Source organism: Achromobacter anxifer (assembly GCF_903652925.1).
GTDB lineage: Bacteria > Pseudomonadota > Gammaproteobacteria > Burkholderiales > Burkholderiaceae_B > Achromobacter > Achromobacter anxifer.
Genome location: NZ_CAHLAR010000003.1, coordinates 221,217 through 238,272, shown reverse-complemented (window position 1 = coordinate 238,272; position 17,056 = coordinate 221,217). Strand labels below are relative to the sequence as shown.

Annotated in this window: 19 protein-coding genes; all 19 read left to right on the top strand. The window is 65.5% G+C overall.

Annotation, left to right across the window (positions count from 1 at the left end):
* The first annotated feature begins 143 nt into the window (after positions 1-143).
* The 19 genes from HWY37_RS10365 to HWY37_RS10275 all read left to right on the top strand — a co-directional run bounded on the left by HWY37_RS10365 (position 144) and on the right by HWY37_RS10275 (position 17,012).
* Complete coding sequence (locus HWY37_RS10365; RefSeq protein ID WP_217481321.1) at positions 144-692, top strand: YceD family protein; 549 nt, start codon at positions 144-146, stop codon at positions 690-692.
* Positions 693-744: 52 nt separating this feature from the next.
* Positions 745-927, top strand: coding sequence for a 50S ribosomal protein L32 (gene rpmF / locus HWY37_RS10360; protein ID WP_013392223.1), 183 nt, complete (start codon positions 745-747; stop codon positions 925-927).
* A 59-nt stretch (positions 928-986) separates the two neighbouring features.
* Positions 987-2,054, top strand: a complete 1,068-nt coding sequence (plsX, locus tag HWY37_RS10355; protein WP_175209272.1) for a phosphate acyltransferase PlsX — start codon at positions 987-989, stop codon at positions 2,052-2,054.
* On the top strand, positions 2,054-3,040 hold the full coding sequence (locus tag HWY37_RS10350) for a beta-ketoacyl-ACP synthase III (RefSeq protein ID WP_175209273.1): 987 nt from the start codon (positions 2,054-2,056) through the stop codon (positions 3,038-3,040). The genes plsX and HWY37_RS10350 overlap by 1 nt, the downstream gene beginning before the upstream one ends.
* A gap of 94 nt (positions 3,041-3,134) precedes the next feature.
* Entirely contained in the window at positions 3,135-4,070 is a 936-nt protein-coding gene (fabD, locus tag HWY37_RS10345; protein ID WP_176088580.1) for an ACP S-malonyltransferase, read from the top strand.
* 4 nt (positions 4,071-4,074) lie between these two features.
* A complete protein-coding gene (fabG, locus tag HWY37_RS10340; protein ID WP_175209275.1) occupies positions 4,075-4,827 on the top strand; it encodes a 3-oxoacyl-ACP reductase FabG in 753 nt (250 codons plus the stop codon).
* Positions 4,828-5,040: 213 nt separating this feature from the next.
* Positions 5,041-5,280, top strand: coding sequence for an acyl carrier protein (gene acpP, locus HWY37_RS10335; RefSeq protein WP_003813816.1), 240 nt, complete (start codon positions 5,041-5,043; stop codon positions 5,278-5,280).
* A gap of 192 nt (positions 5,281-5,472) precedes the next feature.
* A complete protein-coding gene (fabF, locus tag HWY37_RS10330) occupies positions 5,473-6,702 on the top strand; it encodes a beta-ketoacyl-ACP synthase II (RefSeq protein ID WP_175209276.1) in 1,230 nt (409 codons plus the stop codon).
* A gap of 1 nt (position 6,703) precedes the next feature.
* Entirely contained in the window at positions 6,704-7,198 is a 495-nt protein-coding gene (locus tag HWY37_RS10325) for a hypothetical protein (RefSeq protein ID WP_246302252.1), read from the top strand.
* Positions 7,195-7,794: an RNA polymerase sigma factor RpoE gene (gene rpoE / locus HWY37_RS10320; protein ID WP_175209277.1), complete on the top strand. Its 600-nt coding sequence runs from the start codon at positions 7,195-7,197 to the stop codon at positions 7,792-7,794. The genes HWY37_RS10325 and rpoE overlap by 4 nt, the downstream gene beginning before the upstream one ends.
* Positions 7,795-7,806: 12 nt before the next feature.
* The gene (locus tag HWY37_RS10315; protein WP_175209278.1) at positions 7,807-8,313 is read left to right on the top strand and encodes a sigma-E factor negative regulatory protein; all 507 of its coding nucleotides are present in this window, start codon (positions 7,807-7,809) and stop codon (positions 8,311-8,313) included.
* Positions 8,313-9,425, top strand: coding sequence for a MucB/RseB C-terminal domain-containing protein (locus tag HWY37_RS10310; protein WP_176088579.1), 1,113 nt, complete (start codon positions 8,313-8,315; stop codon positions 9,423-9,425). Before HWY37_RS10315 ends, HWY37_RS10310 begins: the two co-directional genes overlap by 1 nt.
* 40 nt (positions 9,426-9,465) lie before the next feature.
* Positions 9,466-10,953 (top strand): DegQ family serine endoprotease, encoded by a 1,488-nt coding sequence (locus tag HWY37_RS10305; RefSeq protein ID WP_176088578.1) that lies wholly within the window; start codon positions 9,466-9,468, stop codon positions 10,951-10,953.
* Between the two features lie 199 nt (positions 10,954-11,152).
* Positions 11,153-12,946 (top strand): translation elongation factor 4, encoded by a 1,794-nt coding sequence (gene lepA / locus HWY37_RS10300; protein WP_175209281.1) that lies wholly within the window; start codon positions 11,153-11,155, stop codon positions 12,944-12,946.
* 23 nt (positions 12,947-12,969) lie between these two features.
* A complete protein-coding gene (gene lepB, locus HWY37_RS10295) occupies positions 12,970-13,854 on the top strand; it encodes a signal peptidase I (RefSeq protein WP_175209282.1) in 885 nt (294 codons plus the stop codon).
* 2 nt (positions 13,855-13,856) lie between these two features.
* Entirely contained in the window at positions 13,857-14,618 is a 762-nt protein-coding gene (gene rnc / locus HWY37_RS10290; RefSeq protein WP_175209283.1) for a ribonuclease III, read from the top strand.
* Complete coding sequence (gene era, locus HWY37_RS10285; protein WP_175209284.1) at positions 14,615-15,505, top strand: GTPase Era; 891 nt, start codon at positions 14,615-14,617, stop codon at positions 15,503-15,505. The genes rnc and era overlap by 4 nt, the downstream gene beginning before the upstream one ends.
* On the top strand, positions 15,498-16,085 hold the full coding sequence (gene recO / locus HWY37_RS10280) for a DNA repair protein RecO (RefSeq protein ID WP_176088577.1): 588 nt from the start codon (positions 15,498-15,500) through the stop codon (positions 16,083-16,085). Before era ends, recO begins: the two co-directional genes overlap by 8 nt.
* 18 nt (positions 16,086-16,103) lie before the next feature.
* Positions 16,104-17,012, top strand: a complete 909-nt coding sequence (locus HWY37_RS10275) for a LysR family transcriptional regulator (protein WP_175209286.1) — start codon at positions 16,104-16,106, stop codon at positions 17,010-17,012.
* The last annotated feature ends 44 nt before the right edge of the window (positions 17,013-17,056 follow it).

Genomic DNA, 17,056 nt, shown 5'->3' with positions numbered 1-17,056 from the left:
CGTTTTGCGGGATTTTTGCATGACTGGCCGCGCAAGCAAGCTCGACGGTCCAGGCAAAATCATGGGTGGCGCAAGCCCGTGAACAGTTCCGCGAATGCAAAGGACTGAACATCAAGCGCATCGATGCATACGCATTTGCCCATATGGGCAAGGAAGCGCAAGGAACCATACCTCTTGTGCGGCTTACGCGCGTGGTTGACGGGCTACCCGAACAACCGCAGGGCGATGCCGGACTCGTGACCTGGTCCGTGCGCGGCGAAATGGGTAAATCCGGCCTCTTGATGGGCCGGCCGCTCTTGCACATCCATGTGCAGGCGAATCCGGTGCTGATATGCCAGCGGTGCAATGAACCGTTCGTGTATCCGATAGACAGCGAAGTCCTTTTGCAGCTGGTCAAGTCCGAAGCCGATCTCGACGACGACGTTTCCTATGGGGATCCGTCCAGCGAGGACGACGAGGGCGAGGAAGGAAATGGTTTTGTGTCCAACCTGCCTGAAAAGGTGGTGGGTTCGCATCATTTTGATCTGCTGGCCCAGATCGAAGATGAGCTCATTCTGAGCGTTCCGTATGTGCCCAAGCATGATGTATGCCCGGGCGCGCTGGCCAAGGTCAGCGAAGCTCCTCCCGAGGAGCCCGCTGTCAAGCGTCCGTCGCCGTTTGCGGTGCTGGAACAACTGAAGCACAAAGATTGAGATCAACATCGGGCCGCATCGCGTACAATGCGCCCCGTTTCTAGGAGTCATCATGGCCGTTCAACAAAACAAGAAGTCCCCGTCCAAGCGCGGTATGCACCGCTCGCACGATTTTCTGGTGAACCCGCCGACCGCGATCGAACCCAACACGGGCGAAGCGCATCTGCGTCACCACATCAGCCCCAACGGCTTTTACCGCGGCCGCAAGGTCCTGAAGACCAAGGCCGACGAATAAGGCCCCCGGGCCGAACTCGTACTCGGACCATTTCGGCTGAGCGCTGATACCTGGCACCCGTGATACGCATCGCCATAGACTGTATGGGCGGAGACTTCGGTCTGCCCGTCACGATTCCGGCTGCGATCGAGTTCGCCCGGCAATTTCCGGATACCCGGCTATTGCTGGTCGGGCTTCCCGACGCTATCGAAGCGGCGCTCTCCGAGCACCGCGGCGTGGCGCGCGATCGCATTGAGATCGTGGCGGCCTCCGAGGTCGTCACCATGGACGACCCGGTCGAGGTCGCCCTGCGCCGCAAAAAAGACTCCTCCATGCGCCTGGCCGCCCAGTCCGTCAAGGACGGGCGCGCCGACGCCTGCGTTTCCGCGGGCAACACCGGCGCGTGGATGGCCATTTCACGCTATGTGCTCAAGACGCTGGACGGCATAGACCGCCCCGCGATCGCCACGTCCATTCCGAACCAGACGGGCCGCGCCACCACGGTGCTGGACCTGGGCGCGAACGTGGACTGCACGGCCGAGCACCTGCTTCAATTCGCCATCATGGGCGCCGCGCTGTCGCAGGCGGTCGACCATCGCGAGCGTCCCTCCGTGGGCCTGCTCAACATCGGCGAAGAAGTCATCAAGGGCAACGAAGTCGTCAAGGAAGCCGCCGAGCTTCTGCGCGCCAGCCCGCTGAACTTCTACGGCAACGTGGAAGGCAATGACATATTCAAGGGCACGGTCGACGTCGTCGTCTGCGACGGCTTCGTCGGCAACGTCGTGCTCAAGTCCGTCGAAGGGCTGGCGAAGATGCTGTCCAGCGTCATTCGCGAAGAGTTCAAACGCAATCTGATCACGCTGCTGGCCGGCGCCGTGGCCAAGCCGGTGCTCAACCGCTTGCGCACGCGCGTCGACAACCGGCGCTATAACGGCGCCGCGTTGCTGGGGCTGCGCGGCGTGGTCATCAAGAGCCATGGTTCCGCGGACGTATACGCCTATGGTTTTGCCTTGCAGCGTGCCCGTGAAGCCGTAGTGAGTAAACTGCTGGAGCGTACCGCTCAGACGGTCGCTCAGATTACCAAGCGCGTTCAATCCGGCGAGGGCCCTTTGGCGCCTTCGCCCGACGCGGCTGGGGACACCGCTTGATGGATACCGCAATGAAATATTCCGTGATCGCGGGCACCGGCAGCTTCCTGCCGGAACGCGTGGTTTCGAATGACGAACTGGCTGCGGAGCTGGCGACCCGCGACATCGCCACTTCCGACGAATGGATCGTCGAGCGCACCGGCATCCGCCAGCGCCATCTGGCCGAGCGCGGCGTCACGACCAGCCAGCTGGCCACCGAGGCCGCGCGCCGCGCGCTGGCCGACGCCGGCGTGGATGCCGCCGAAGTCGACCTGATCGTCCTGGCCACGTCCACCCCTGATTTCGTTTTCCCGAGCACCGCCTGCATCGTGCAGGCCAACCTCGGCGCCAAGGGCTCGGCGGCATTCGACGTGCAGGCCGTGTGCAGCGGCTTCGTCTACGCGATGACCACCGCCGACAGCTTCATCCGTGCCGGCCGCGCGCGTTGCGCGCTGGTCATCGGCGCCGAAGTCTTCTCGCGCATCCTGGACTGGAACGACCGCTCCACCTGCGTGCTGTTCGGCGACGGCGCCGGCGCCGTGGTGCTCAAGGCTTCCGACAAGCCGGGCATCCTGGCGGCGCAACTGCATGCCGACGGCAGTCAGGCCAAGATCCTCAATGCGGCCGGCAACGTTGCCTATGGCGACGTGACCGGCGATCCGTTCCTGCGCATGGACGGACAGGCGGTGTTCAAGCAGGCCGTCACCGTGCTGGACCGTTCCGCGCGCGATACCTGCGCCGAAGCGGGCGTGGAGATTGCCGACGTCGATTGGCTGATCCCGCACCAGGCCAACGTGCGCATCCTGAATTTCCTGGCCCGCAAGCTTGCGGTGCCGGTCGAGAAGGTCGTCGTTACCGTCGACAGCCACGCCAATACCTCCGCGGCCAGCGTGCCGCTGGCCCTGGATGCCGCGCGCCGCGATGGCCGCGTCAAGCCGGGCCAGCTGATCCTGATGCAAGGCGTGGGCGGCGGATTCACCTGGGGCTCGGTACTGGCCCGCGTGTAAAGGCGCGCTCCGGCGCGGCGTGGCTCGTGCCGCGCCCACCGGAGGATGCGCCTGGCATTCCCCACAGACACTGAATCAATCCATACGGTCAACCATGAAAATCGCATTTGTCTTTCCTGGCCAAGGTTCTCAAGCTGTCGGCATGCTGGACGCCTGGTCGGGCGTCGCGGCCGTCACGGACACCGTGGCGCGGGCTTCGCAGGCCCTGGGGCAGGACCTGGGCGCGCTGATCGCGCAGGGCCCCGCAGAGCAGCTCAATCTGACCACCAACACCCAGCCCGCCATGCTGACCGCCGGTGCCGCGTTCTACGCCGCCTGGTGCGCCGCGGGCGGGCGCAAGCCGGACGTGGTCGCAGGCCATAGCCTGGGCGAATACGCCGCGCTGACCGCCGCTGGTTCGCTCGCGCTTGAGGATGCCGTGCGCCTGGTGCGCGTGCGCGCCGATGCGATGCAGGCCGCCGTGCCGGTGGGCACCGGCGCCATGGCCGCCATCCTGGGCCTGGACGACGACGCGGTGCGCGCAGCCTGCGAGGCCGCCGCCCAGGGTGAAGTCGTCGAAGCCGTGAACTTCAACGCGCCCGCCCAGGTCGTGATCGCCGGCCACAAGGCCGCGGTCGAGCGCGCCTGCGAACTGGCCAAGGCCGCGGGCGCCAAGCGCGCGCTGCTGCTGCCGGTGTCCGCGCCGTTCCACTCCAGCCTGCTCAAGCCCGCAGCCGAGGTGCTGGCCGGCGCGCTGGCTGGCGTGACGGTGTCCGCGCCGCAGATACAAGTGATCAACAACGTCGACGTGGCATCGCCCGCCGACCCCGGGGCAATCCGGGATGCGCTGGTGCGCCAGGCATGGCATCCTGTGCGCTGGGTCGAAACCCTGCGCGCGATGAAGGCGCAAGGCGTCACGCACGTCATCGAATGCGGTCCCGGCAAGGTGCTCGCCGGCCTGACCAAGCGCATCGACCCCGAACTCACGGGCATGGCCATCACCGATCCTGCTTCGCTTGAAGCAGCGTTGGCCGCCGTCAACGGAAATTAAGAACATGGACAACACCTCGATCGAACTGCAGGGCAAGGTCGCGCTGGTGACCGGCGCCACGCGCGGCATCGGCCGCGCCATCGCCCAGGAACTGGCCGCGCGCGGCGCCACGGTCGTCGGCACTGCCACGTCGGAATCGGGCGCGGCAGCCATCACCGAAGCGCTGGCCCCGTTCGGCGGCCGCGGCGTGGTGCTGGACGTGACCGACGCCGCTGCCTGCGATGCGCTGATCGACGCGCTGGGCAAGGAAGGCGGCGGTCCCCACATCCTCGTCAATAATGCCGGCATCACGCGTGATACGCTGGCGATGCGCATGAAGGACGAGGACTGGCTCGCGGTCATCGACACCAACCTGGCCTCGGTTTTCCGCCTGTCGCGCGCGGTCCTGCGCAACATGATGAAGGCCCGCTGGGGACGCATCATCAACGTCACGTCGGTGGTGGGCTCCAGCGGCAACCCCGGCCAGGCCAATTACGCGGCCGCCAAGGCCGGCGTGGCCGGCATGTCGCGCGCCCTGGCGCGCGAGCTGGGCAGCCGCAACATCACAGTGAACTGCGTCGCGCCCGGTTTCATCGACACCGACATGACTCGCGCGCTGGGCGAGAACCAGACCGCGGCCCTGCTGCAGCAGATTCCGCTCGGCCGGCTGGGTTCGCCGGCTGACATCGCCCACGCGGTGGCGTTTTTGTCTGGCCCGCAAGCGGGTTACATTACCGGCACCACCCTGCACGTCAACGGCGGGATGTACATGCAATAAATCACGAATCGCGCGCAGGCGGCCCAGGCCGCCAGGCCATAGCCGGAATCGCCGGCGCGGCTGCGCGAGGTTCAACCGGAAACGCCGCACACCGTTTCCTGCGCCATTTCCGGCGACAGAACAAGTGCGCGGTGTTATTTTTGTCACGGCCAGGCGTCGCAAAACTCCGCGCTTGGCTATAATTCGCGGGATTTTTCCCATTTGGAGATCTGCATGGAAAGCATCGAACAGCGCGTCAAGAAGATCGTCGCTGAACAACTTGGCGTCAACGAAGCCGAGATCAAGAACGAATCCTCCTTCCTTGACGACCTCGGTGCCGATTCGCTCGACATGGTCGAACTGGTCATGGCGCTCGAAGACGAATTCGAGACCGAGATCCCCGACGAAGAGGCCGAAAAGATCACGACCGTGCAACAAGCGATTGACTACATCAATTCGCACGGCAAGCAGTAAGCTAGGCCTATACCCTTCTGGTTGCCCCAACACGATCGTCGGGGTTCACCGGGAAATCGGGGCGGTTTCAGGAATTTGCCGTGTGGTCCGCGTGCGGGAAGGGCGTAGTAAAGCCCGACCCGCTTTCGCGTGGGCCGCACGTGCAGCGCATCCCGAAAACCGCCTTTCTTTTGTCTGTTTGAGGAGTCATCCGTGAAGCGACGTGTCGTCATCACTGGCCTGGGTATCGTTTCTCCCGTTGGGAACGACCTGACCACCGCTTGGGACAATATCGTCAACGGACGTTCTGGCATCAGCCGCATCACCCGTTTCGATCCCACGGCCATCACCACGCACATTGCTGGCGAAGTCAAAGACTTCGACATCAGCACCTATATCTCGGCCAAGGAAGCCCGCCAGATGGATACCTTCATCCATTACGGCCTGGCCGCCGGGATGCAGGCCTGGCGCGATAGCGGCCTGGAAGTCACCGAAGCCAACGCCGAGCGCATTGGCGTGATCGTGGGTTCCGGCATCGGCGGCCTGCCGCGCATCGAGGAAACGCAGGTCGAGTATCTGGCCAAGGGTCCGCGCCGCATTTCGCCGTTCTTCGTGCCCGGTTCGCTGATCAACCTGATCTCCGGCCATCTGTCCATCGCCTACGGCATGAAGGGTCCGAGCTACGCAGTCGTGTCGGCTTGCACCACCGGCCTGCATTGCATCGGCGATGCCGCGCGCCTGATCGAGTACGGCGATGCCGACGTCATGGTGGCCGGCGGCGCCGAGTCGACCGTGTCGCCGCTGGGCATCGGCGGTTTTGCCGCCATGCGCGCCTTGTCGACGCGCAATGACGATCCTCAGACGGCCTCGCGTCCCTGGGACCGCGACCGCGACGGCTTCGTGCTGGGCGAGGGCGCGGGCGTGCTGGTGCTGGAAGAGTACGAACATGCCAAGAAGCGCGGCGCGCGCATCTACGGCGAGTTCGCGGGCTACGGCATGAGCTCGGACGCGCACCACATCACCGCTCCGGACAAGGACGGCCCGCGCCGCGGCGTGCTGAATGCGCTGCGCAACGGCGGCCTGAACCTGGAAGACGTGCAGTACGTCAACGCTCACGGCACCTCGACGCCCCTGGGCGACAAGAACGAAACCGATGCGCTGAAGCTGGCTTTCGGCGACCACGCCAAGAAGCTGGTGGTCAATTCGACCAAGTCCATGACCGGGCACCTGCTCGGCGCGGCAGGCGGCATCGAGGCGGTGTTCACCACCTTGGCGGTCTACAACCAGGTATCGCCGCCGACGATCAACATCTTCAATCAAGATCCGGAATGCGATCTGGATTACTGCGCCAACGAGGCGCGGCAGATGAAGATCGACGTGGGCCTGTCCAACTCGTTCGGCTTTGGCGGCACCAACGGCTCGATGGCCGTTCGCCGGGTCTGATTTGGACGAGCCGCTCGGGGGACGCTGGTCGTTCCGCGTGCCTGTCCTGCAACCGAAGGGCGCCTCGGCGCTTTTCGGCCTGGCGCTGGCCTCGGCCGGCGCCAGCGCGTTGACCGCGGCATCCTGGCACGGCATGGCATGGGCTGCGGGCGCGGCGATCGCGCTCCTGCTGGCGCTGGCCGGGCTGTTACACTCGGCACGGAGCAGCCTGTCCCCCGTATCCGCATTGCGTACGGCCGCGGGAGCCGGGCGCTGGCAGGTGCGCCTGCCGCAAGGCTGGCAGGACGCGAGGCTGTTGCAAGGACAGCGCGGTCCCCGCTGGCTGACGCTCACTTTCCTGCCCTTGTCCACCGGGAGTACGGCCTTTACCAATAGCACAATCACCCTCACCGTCTGGCAGCGGACGTTGCGACCCGAATCCTGGCGGCGCCTGTGCCTGCTGGCCGGCGCAACGCGGCCCGCGCGCCCGGCGGCCAGCCTGCGGGAGGCCTCATGAGCGAGCGCGAAGTCGACGCTGAGCTTGTCGCGCGCGTCCAGCGAGGCGACAAAAAGGCCTTCGACCTGCTGGTGCTCAAGTACCAGCGCAAGATTCTCCGCCTGCTGGCCCGCATGATCCGCGACCCCGCGGAAATCGAGGACGTGGCGCAGGAAGCCTTCATCAAGGCCTACCGGGCCTTGCCGCAGTTCCGGGGGGAGAGCGCCTTCTACACCTGGCTGTATCGGATCGCCATTAACACGGCGCGCAACTGGCTGGCCTCGCAGGGCCGGCGTCCCAGCGCGCCCAATGCGATAGAAACGGAAGACGGTGAAACTTTTAACGAAACCGACAACCTAACCGATATAAGCACGCCGGAATCCATGGTCGCCAGCCGCGAAATCGCCGAGACGGTGAACGCGGCTATTGAGGAACTGCCGGAAGAATTGCGCACCGCAATTGTCCTGCGTGAAATCGAAGGTATGAGTTACGAAGACATCGCCCAGAGCATGGATTGCCCTATCGGTACGGTGCGCTCCCGCATTTTTCGTGCGCGCGAAGCCATTGCCGTCAAGTTGCGTCCGTTGCTAGGCACCGATGCCGAGCGTCGCTGGTAAGGAGTGGCAGTCATGCAAACAGCAGCCAAATCCGTTGTGATCGCCGAGTCCTCCTGGGAGGAATCGGTTTCCGCCTGGATGGACGGAGAAGAATCCGACGACATATTTCCAGGTTTATTGTCCCGCGAAGGACGCGAAACCTGGGACACCTATCATCTGATCGGTGATTCCCTGCGCAACGCCGATCTGGCGCTGACCCCGAGCGCGGGCTTCCAGGCCCGCCTGGCGCGGGCGCTGGACGCGGAATTGCCCATTGTTGCGGCGCCACGGCGCCGCTCGCCATTGCGGCTCGGCCTGTCCGGTCTGGCTGTCGCCGCCGCCGTGGCGACGGTTGCCTGGGTGGCGCAACCCTACCTGACCGGCGAGCCGGCCACGGAAGTTCGCGTGCTGGCCGATGCCAGCTCGCCGGCCTCGGCCGCCGAAGACGCGGGCCTGCGCGACTACCTGGAGGCCCATCGCCAGATGGCGGGCCCCAGCGCGGTCCGTCAGGTCTCCTTTGACGTCGGGGCGGGGCGCTGATGGCCCTGGTGCTTCCATCGCGCTGGCCGGTGCTGGGCCGGGCCGCAACGCTGCAGGCCCACCGCGCCGGCTGGTTCGCCGCAACGCTCCTGACCGCTTTCCTGGCCGCGCATGAACCGGCGCGCGCCGCCGACGCCGCGCCAGCCGCCACCGATGATGTGGTCCAGCTGCTGACCCGCATCCAGCAGGCCGCCCGCAAGCAAGACTATGCGGGCGTTTTCATGTATCAGCAGGGCGAGACCATCCAGTCCTCGCGGCTGGTGCATGTGGTGGACGGCACCGGCGAGCGCGAGCGCCTGGAGATCCTGGATGGCCAGCCGCGCGAATACCTGCGCCACAACGAAGACGTGCAGTGCCTGATCCCCGAGCGCAAGACCGTGCTGCTCGAGCGCCGCCGTGGCGACCGCTTTCCCGGCCTGTTGCTGGGGGACGCGGCGAATCTGTCCGATTACTACAAGATCCGCGCCGAGTCCGCGCTGCACCGCGTGGCCGGGCGGGAATGCCGCCTGATCACGATCGAGCCGCTGGACAAGCTGCGCTACGGCTACCGGCTGTGCGCCGACGTCGAAACCAATCTGCTGCTGAAGGCCCAGACGCTGAACGCCGCCCGCGGCGTGGTCGAGCAGGTGTCCTTCACCTCGTTGCGCCTGGGGTCGGAAGTCGATCCCCAATTGCTGACGTCGCGCTGGAGCACGCGCGACTGGAAGGTGCTCGAGCCCACGATGAAGCCGGTGGACCTGGCTGCCCAGGGGTGGCGCATCCCGGCGCCCCAGGGGTTCAAGGCCGTCATGCAGGTGGCGCGGTCCATGGGCAAGGGCGTCACGGTCAATCAGATGGTATTGTCCGACGGGTTGGCGGCGATTTCCGTGTTCATCGAGCCCTACGACAGCCAGCGCGGCCACCGTTCCCCCCACGGCGCCGCGCAACGTGGGGCGATCACTGTCTACGGCACTCGCATTGCCGACTTCTGGCTGACCGCCGTGGGTGAAGTACCCGTGGCGACGCTGGAGCAGCTGGCGCAATCCACTGAGTATGTGCCCGCCGCGCCCGCGGCAGAGCCGCCCGCCACAGGATCGCCCGCCGCGGGATCGCCCGCCGCCGAGTCCAAGTGATCGGCCGGCGGCGGCAAGCAGCAATTTCGGAGTAACACTTATGAAAGCATTGACGGTGTCGAACGCTTTTTTCCGGCGTGTTCTGGTGGCGGTGGCGGCTGGCGTCATGATGTCCACTGCCTACGTGCCGGCGGCGGTCGCCCAGGCGCCGACGGTGGCGTTGCCTGATTTCACCAGCATTGTCGAAAAGACCGACCCGGCGGTCGTGAACATCCGCACCACGGCCACCGTGCCGGTGCGCGGCATGGGCCCCGGCGGCGGCAACGATCCCTACGAACTGTTCCGCTGGTTCTTCGGCCCCGATTTCCAGCCGCCCGGTGGCGGCCAGCCCGGACCCGGCTCGCGCCAGCGTCCGCAGCCGCCCCAGCAGCCTGAAGAGCGTACCGTGCCACGCGGCGTGGGCTCGGGCTTCTTCATTTCCAATGACGGCTACATCCTGACCAACAACCACGTGGTGGCGGATGCGACGGATATCTACGTTACCCTGACCGACGGCCGTGAATTCAAGGCCAAGGTCATCGGCATGGACGAGCGCACCGACGTCGCGCTGATCAAGATCGAAGCCAAGGACATGACGCCGTTGGTCATCGGCGATCCGAAGAAGCTCAAGAAGGGGCAGTGGGTGCTGGCCATCGGTTCGCCGTTCGGCCTGGACTCCACCGTCACCGCGGGCATCGTCAGCGCCATCGGCCGCGATACTGGCGAATACCTGCCCTTCATCCAGACCGATGTGGCGGTCAACCCGGGTAACTCGGGCGGTCCGCTGATCAACCTGGAAGGCGAGGTCGTGGGCATCAATTCCCAGATCATCTCGCGCAGCGGCGGCTTCATGGGCATTTCGCTGGCCATTCCCATCGACGAAGCCATGCGCGTCGTCGACCAGTTGCGCGCCACCGGCAAGGTCACGCGCGGCCGCGTCGGCGTGCAGATCGGCGAAGTCGGCAAGGACGTGGCCGAAGCCATCGGCCTGCCGAAGGCCGAGGGTGCGCTGGTCAGCAGCGTGGAAGCGGACGGTCCTGCCGAACAGGCGGGCGTGCAGCCGGGCGACGTGATCCTCAAGTTCAACGGCGAACCCATCAAGCGCTGGTCCGACCTGCCGCGCATCGTGGGTGAAACCAAGCCGGGCACGCGCGCCGACATGGAAGTGTGGCGCAAGGGCAAGAACCTGACGCTGTCGGTCAAGGTGGGCGAGATCCCGACCGAGAAGTCGGCCGCCGCCGCCAAGAAGGGCGCCGCGCCGGTGCCGGAAGTCACCAACGCGCTGGGCCTGGGCGTGATCGACGTGCCCGCCGACGTGCAGAAGAAGCTGCGCATCAAGGGCGGCGTTCAGGTCAAGGTGGCCGAGGGCGCTGCCGCCAAGGCCGGCCTGCAGGAAGGCGACATCGTGTTGGCCCTGAACGACACCGACGTGACCGGCGCCAAGCAGTTTGGCGAACTCGTGGCCAAGTTGGACAAGGGCCGCGCCGCCGGACTGCTGGTCCGCCGCGGCGACCAGACGCAGTGGGTGGCGGTGCCGGCATCCAAGTAGTACGGCGTCCTTGGATGGACGCCGCAGAAAAAAGGCTCAAGACCGGCTAAAATGGCTGGTTGCCGCAAGAGGGGGCGCAGGGCGCCCCCTCGTTTTGCCTGGGCCCGGCCCGTTGGCATCTTCCTCGTCAGCCGTGCGTATTCCGGCGGCGGTGTCTTCCGGCCCAGAGCCGAGTGTTCCGTCCCTTATAACTTCAAGCATGCAGCATATTCGCAACTTCTCCATCATTGCCCACATCGATCATGGCAAATCGACCCTGGCCGATCGCCTGATCCAGCGCTGCGGCGGATTGGCGGATCGCGAGATGTCGGCGCAGGTTCTCGATTCCATGGAAATCGAGCGCGAGCGCGGCATCACCATCAAGGCCCAGACCGCGGCCTTGCACTACAAGGCGCAGGACGGCAAGGTCTACAACCTGAACCTGATCGACACCCCGGGACACGTGGACTTCTCGTACGAAGTCAGCCGTTCCCTGTCGGCCTGCGAAGGCGCGCTGCTGGTGGTCGACGCCTCGCAGGGCGTCGAGGCCCAGACCGTGGCCAACTGCTACACCGCCATCGAGCTGGGCGTGGAAGTGCTGCCCGTGCTGAACAAGATGGACCTGCCGCAGGCCGATCCCGACAGCGCCCGCCAGGAAGTCGAGGACGTGATCGGCATCGACGCCTCGCAGGCGGTGCTGGCCAGCGCCAAGACCGGCATGGGCATCGACGAGATCCTGGAGATGGTCGTTGCCCGCGTACCGCCTCCCAAGGGCGATCCGGACGCGCCGCTGCAGGCGTTGATCATCGATTCGTGGTTCGACAACTACGTGGGCGTGGTGATGCTGGTGCGCATCATCAACGGCGTGCTCAAGCCCAAGGACAAGATTCTGCTGATGGCGTCCGGCGCCACCCACCTGTGCGAGCAGACCGGCGTGTTCACGCCGAAGTCGCAGCAGCGTCCGCACCTGTCGGCGGGCGAGGTGGGCTTCATCATCGCCGGCATCAAGGAGCTGGAAGACGCCAAGGTGGGCGACACCGTCACCCTGGCCAACAAGCCCGCGGCCGCGCCGCTGCCCGGCTTCAAGGAAGTGAAGCCGCAGGTGTTCGCGGGCCTGTACCCCGTGGAAAGCTCCGAGTACGACCAGCTGCGCGACTCGCTCGAAAAGCTCAAGCTGAACGACGCCGCCCTGATGTTCGAGCCGGAAGTGTCGCAGGCCCTGGGCTTCGGCTTCCGTTGCGGCTTCCTGGGCCTCTTGCACATGGAAATCGTGCAGGAACGCCTGGAGCGCGAATTCGACATGGACATCATCACCACCGCGCCGTCGGTGGTGTACGAGGTCGAACAGCGCGACGGTTCCGTGATCACCGTGGAAAGCCCGTCGCGCATGCCGGAAATCGGCAAGATCGCCGACATCCGCGAGCCCATCGTGAAGGTCACGCTGTTCATGCCCCAGGACTACGTGGGTCCGGTCATGACGCTGTGCAACAACAAGCGCGGCGTGCAGGTCAACATGAGCTACCACGGCCGCCAGGTGCACCTGGTGTACGAGATCCCGCTGGCCGAGATCGTGCTGGACTTCTTCGACAAGCTGAAGTCGGTGTCGCGCGGCTACGCCTCGATGGACTACGAGTTCCTGGAGTACCGCTCGGCCGACGTGGTGCGCGTGGACCTGCTGATCAACAACGACCGCGTCGACGCGCTGGCCGTGATCGTTCACCGCAGCAACGCCCGCCACCGCGCGCGTGACGTGGTCACGCGCATGCGCGGGCTGATCCCGCGCCAGATGTTCGACGTGGTCATCCAGGCCGCCATCGGCGCCGAAATCATCGCGCGCGAAAACGTCAAGGCGCTGCGCAAGAACGTGCTGGCCAAGTGCTACGGCGGCGACATCTCGCGCAAGAAGAAGCTGCTGGAAAAGCAGAAGGCCGGCAAGAAGCGCATGAAGCAGGTGGGTAGCGTGGAAATTCCGCAGGAGGCGTTCCTGGCCATCCTGCAAGTGGAAGACAAATAGAACCCAAAGAAGGCGGTTAGCTGATGAGTTGGAACTTTGCCCTGATTCTTTTTGTTTTGCTGGTGGTGACCGGCATTATCTGGGTGCTTGATCTGGCAGTGCTGCGCAAGGGCCGCGAACGCCGGGCCCAGGCGGCAATGGCGCAATACGATACGGCCCTGGTCGGCGACGCCCAGGAAGCCGAGCGGCTGCGCCGCGAGGCGGGCGATGCCGCCCGCCGCGTGCCGTGGTGGATCGAATACGCCGTCAGCTTCTTCCCCGTCATCCTGTTCGTGTTCATGCTGCGCTCGTTCGTGGTGGAGCCCTTCCGCATTCCGTCGGGCTCCATGCTGCCGACGCTGCAATCGGGCGACCTGATCCTCGTGAACAAGTTCAGCTACGGATTGCGCCTGCCGGTCATCGACAAGAAGGTTGTTGACGTGGGCAAGCCGCAGCGCGGCGACGTGTTCGTGTTTCGCTACCCGGTGGATCCGGACGTCGATTACATCAAGCGCGTGGTCGGCCTGCCGGGTGATGAAGTTGCCTACCTGGACAAAAAACTCTACGTGAACGGCGAATTGGTGCCGCATGTGCGGGACGGTGACTATTTTGAACCCGACCGTGTCTCCTATATTGCGCAATATAAGGAGAAGTTGGGCGAAGTTGAGCACAAAATCCTGCTGGATGAAGGAACGCCGCAGGAATATCGGCCGATGCCGCCGTTTCCCTTCCGCGAGAACTGCCAATACAGCCGAAATGGGGTACGCTGCAAAGTACCTGAAGGGCAGTATTTCGCCATGGGCGATAATCGGGATAACAGCGCCGACAGCCGATACTGGGGCTTCGTACCGGAAGCCAATATCGTCGGGCGCGCATTCTTCATCTGGATGAATTTCAGCGATCTCAGCCGCATCGGCCGGTTCAACTGATTATGTCGCTAGCCACGCTAGAAAACCGCCTGGATCACCACTTCAGTGATCCGGCATTGCTCGAACAGGCGCTGACGCATCGCAGCCACGGCGCGCGCCACAACGAACGCCTGGAATTCCTCGGGGATTCCGTGCTGAACTTCGTCGTTGCGGCGATGCTGTTCGAGCGCTATTCCAAAATCGACGAAGGCGACCTGTCGCGCTTGCGGGCCAACCTGGTCAAGCAGGCGTCGCTGGCGGATATCGCCCAGCGGCTGGAACTGTCGCAGTACCTGCGCCTGGGCGAAGGCGAATTGAAGAGCGGCGGTTTCCGTCGTCCTTCGATCCTGGCGGACACGGTCGAGGCCCTGTTCGGCGCCGTGTTCCTGGATGCCGGCTTCGATGCCGCCCGCCGCGTGATCGTGCGCCAGTACCAGCCGGTACTGGCCTCCGTCGATCCCAAGACCCTGGGCAAGGACGCCAAGACCCTGCTGCAGGAATTCCTGCAAGGCCGCAAGATGGCCCTGCCGGTGTACACGGTGGTGGCCACGCACGGCGCGGCCCACAGCCAGCAGTTCGAAGTCGAATGCGCCATCCCGGCGCTGGAGATCAAGGTGATGGCGCCCGGCGCCAGCCGCCGCGCCGCCGAGCAGTCGGCGGCCAAGCTGGCGCTGGAGGCCGCATTGGCCGTCAGCCCGGCGACCAAGGCAGCCCGCAAGTCGGGCAAGGCGCGCAAAACCGCGCAATTGTCGCTGCCGGTGGCAGTGGCTCAAGAGACTAAATGAGCGATACCCCTTTTCGTACCGGCTTCGTCGCCATCGTGGGCCGCCCCAACGTGGGCAAGTCCACCCTGACGAACGCCCTGATCGGTTCCAAGATTTCCATCGTGTCGCGCAAGGCGCAGACCACGCGCCACCGCATTCACGGCGTGCTGACGCGCGAGCACGAACAGTTCGTGTTCGTCGACACCCCCGGCTTCCAGACCCGCCACGGCGGCGCCATGAACCGCATGATGAACCGCGTGGTCACGCAGGCCCTGGCCGACGTGGACGTGGTGGTGCACGTGGTGGAAGCCGGCAAGTGGTCCGAGGGCGATGCCAAGCTGCTGCCGCTGCTGCCCGCTCCGGAACGCACCATCCTGGTCGTGTCCAAGATCGACGCGCTGAAGAATCGCGACGACCTGTTCGCCTTCGTTTCCAAGATCATGGCGCTGCATCCGTTCGGCGCCGTGGTGCCCGTCAGCGCCACCAAGAACCAGCAGCTGGACCAGCTGCTGGAGGAAATCGCGTCGCGCCTGCCGGAAGGCGAGCCGATGTTCGAGGAAGACACGCTGACCGATCGCCCCATGCGCTTCATCGCCGCCGAACTGGTGCGCGAGAAGATCTTCCGCCTGGTCGGCGACGAACTGCCCTACGGCTGTACCGTCGTCATCGAGCAATGGGAAGAGACCAGCAAGGGCGCCAGCATCAACGCCTGCGTGGTGGTCGAACGCGACAGCCACAAGCCCATCCTGTTGGGCACGGGCGGCATGCACATGAAGCGCATCGCCACGGAGGCGCGGCAGGACATCGCCAAGCTGCTGGACAAGCCGGTGCACCTGGAGGTCTACATCAAGGTGCGCAAGGGCTGGTCCGACCGCGAGGGTGCGCTCCGCGATCTGGGCTATGAGTAGACGGGCGCCTCGCGTCCAGGATCGTCCGGGATACATGCTGCACGCCACCGCCTGGCGTGAGACATCCCTCATCGTTCAGACCTTCTCGCGCGATCATGGCTGTGTGGCCATGGTCGCCAAGGGCGCCAAGCGCCCGTATTCCGTCCTGCGTCCCGTGCTGTCCGCGTTCCAGCCGCTGCTGCTGTCGTGGACCGGCAACGGCGAGGTCAAAACCCTGACCCGCGCCGAGATCGTCGGCATCCGTCCGCTGACCGGCACCGCGCTGATGTCGGCCTGGTACATGAACGAGCTGCTGCTGCGGCTGCTGCCGCGGGAAGATGCCCATCCGCTGCTGTTCGACGCCTACGATTTCGCCTTGCAGCAGCTGTCCGGCGGCAGCCGCGCGGCGGGCGCGTTGCGCCGCTTCGAATGGACGCTGCTGCGCGAAACCGGCTATGGCGTGGACGAGGATCCCCCCGATTTCGACGACCCGGCGATCGAGCCGGCCCTGCGCCGCGACCTGCGCGAACGGCTGGCGGAAATCCTGGCCGGCCGTCCCTTGTCGACCCGGCGCGTGTTGATGGACCTGCAGCGCATCTGAGCGCGGCGCGATCCGGCCATGACCTTCACGCTCAAGCAGGTCGAGACCTTCCGCACGGTCTATGAAACGGAAAGCGTGACCGCCGCCGCCAGGCGGCTGGACGTCTCCCCCGCGACCGTCAGCGCCACCTTGGCCGCGCTGGAAGCCAGCATCGAGCTGCGCCTGTTCGAGCGCGTGCGCCAGCGCATGCAACGCACCCCCGAGGCCACGCTGCTGTACGAGGAAATCCGGCGCCTGAACGTGGGGCTGGAAAGCCTGGGGCGCAAGATCCGCGCGATCCGCGGCGCGGCGCAGCCGCGGCTGCGCATCGGCTGCATCCATGCCTATAGCGGCGCCGTCATCAGCGACACGATTGCGCGCTTCCGCGAGCGTTATCCGGACACGGGCTTGTACCTGCAGATCCGGGATTCCAATACCTTGCGCGACATGGTGGTGTCGGGCGAACTCGACCTGGCCGCGGTTGCGGACGAGTCGGAACTGGAAGGATTGCGCGGCCACAGGCTGGCCAGCCTGCGCGCGGTGGCGGTGTTTCCAAAGGGACACCCGCTGGCGCGCCTGGAGCAGGTGCAGTTCTCGCATCTGGCCGACGCGGACGTGATCGCGCTGAACGCCGAGGACGGTTCGCGCAAGCGGCTGGATGCGCTGCTGGCGCAGGCGGGACAGAGCCTGAAGGTGGCCATCGAGACGCCTTATTCCAGCACCGTGTGCCAGCTGGCGCTGGCCGGGCACGGGGTGGGCATCGCCAACCCGGCCACGGCGGTCGGCATGGCGGCGGCGGGCCTGTGCTATCGCCCGCTGGCCGCGCCGGTGCATTTCGAATGCCACATGATCCTGCATGGCAGCCGCCCCTTGTCCGAGGCGGGCAAGTTCTGGGCGACTTGCCTGCGCGGCGCGCTGGCGCCGCTGGTGGATAGCTTCGGCGTCTAATGCGGGCCCGGCCGTTCAGCGCCGCACCTCAGTCGCGAACGCTC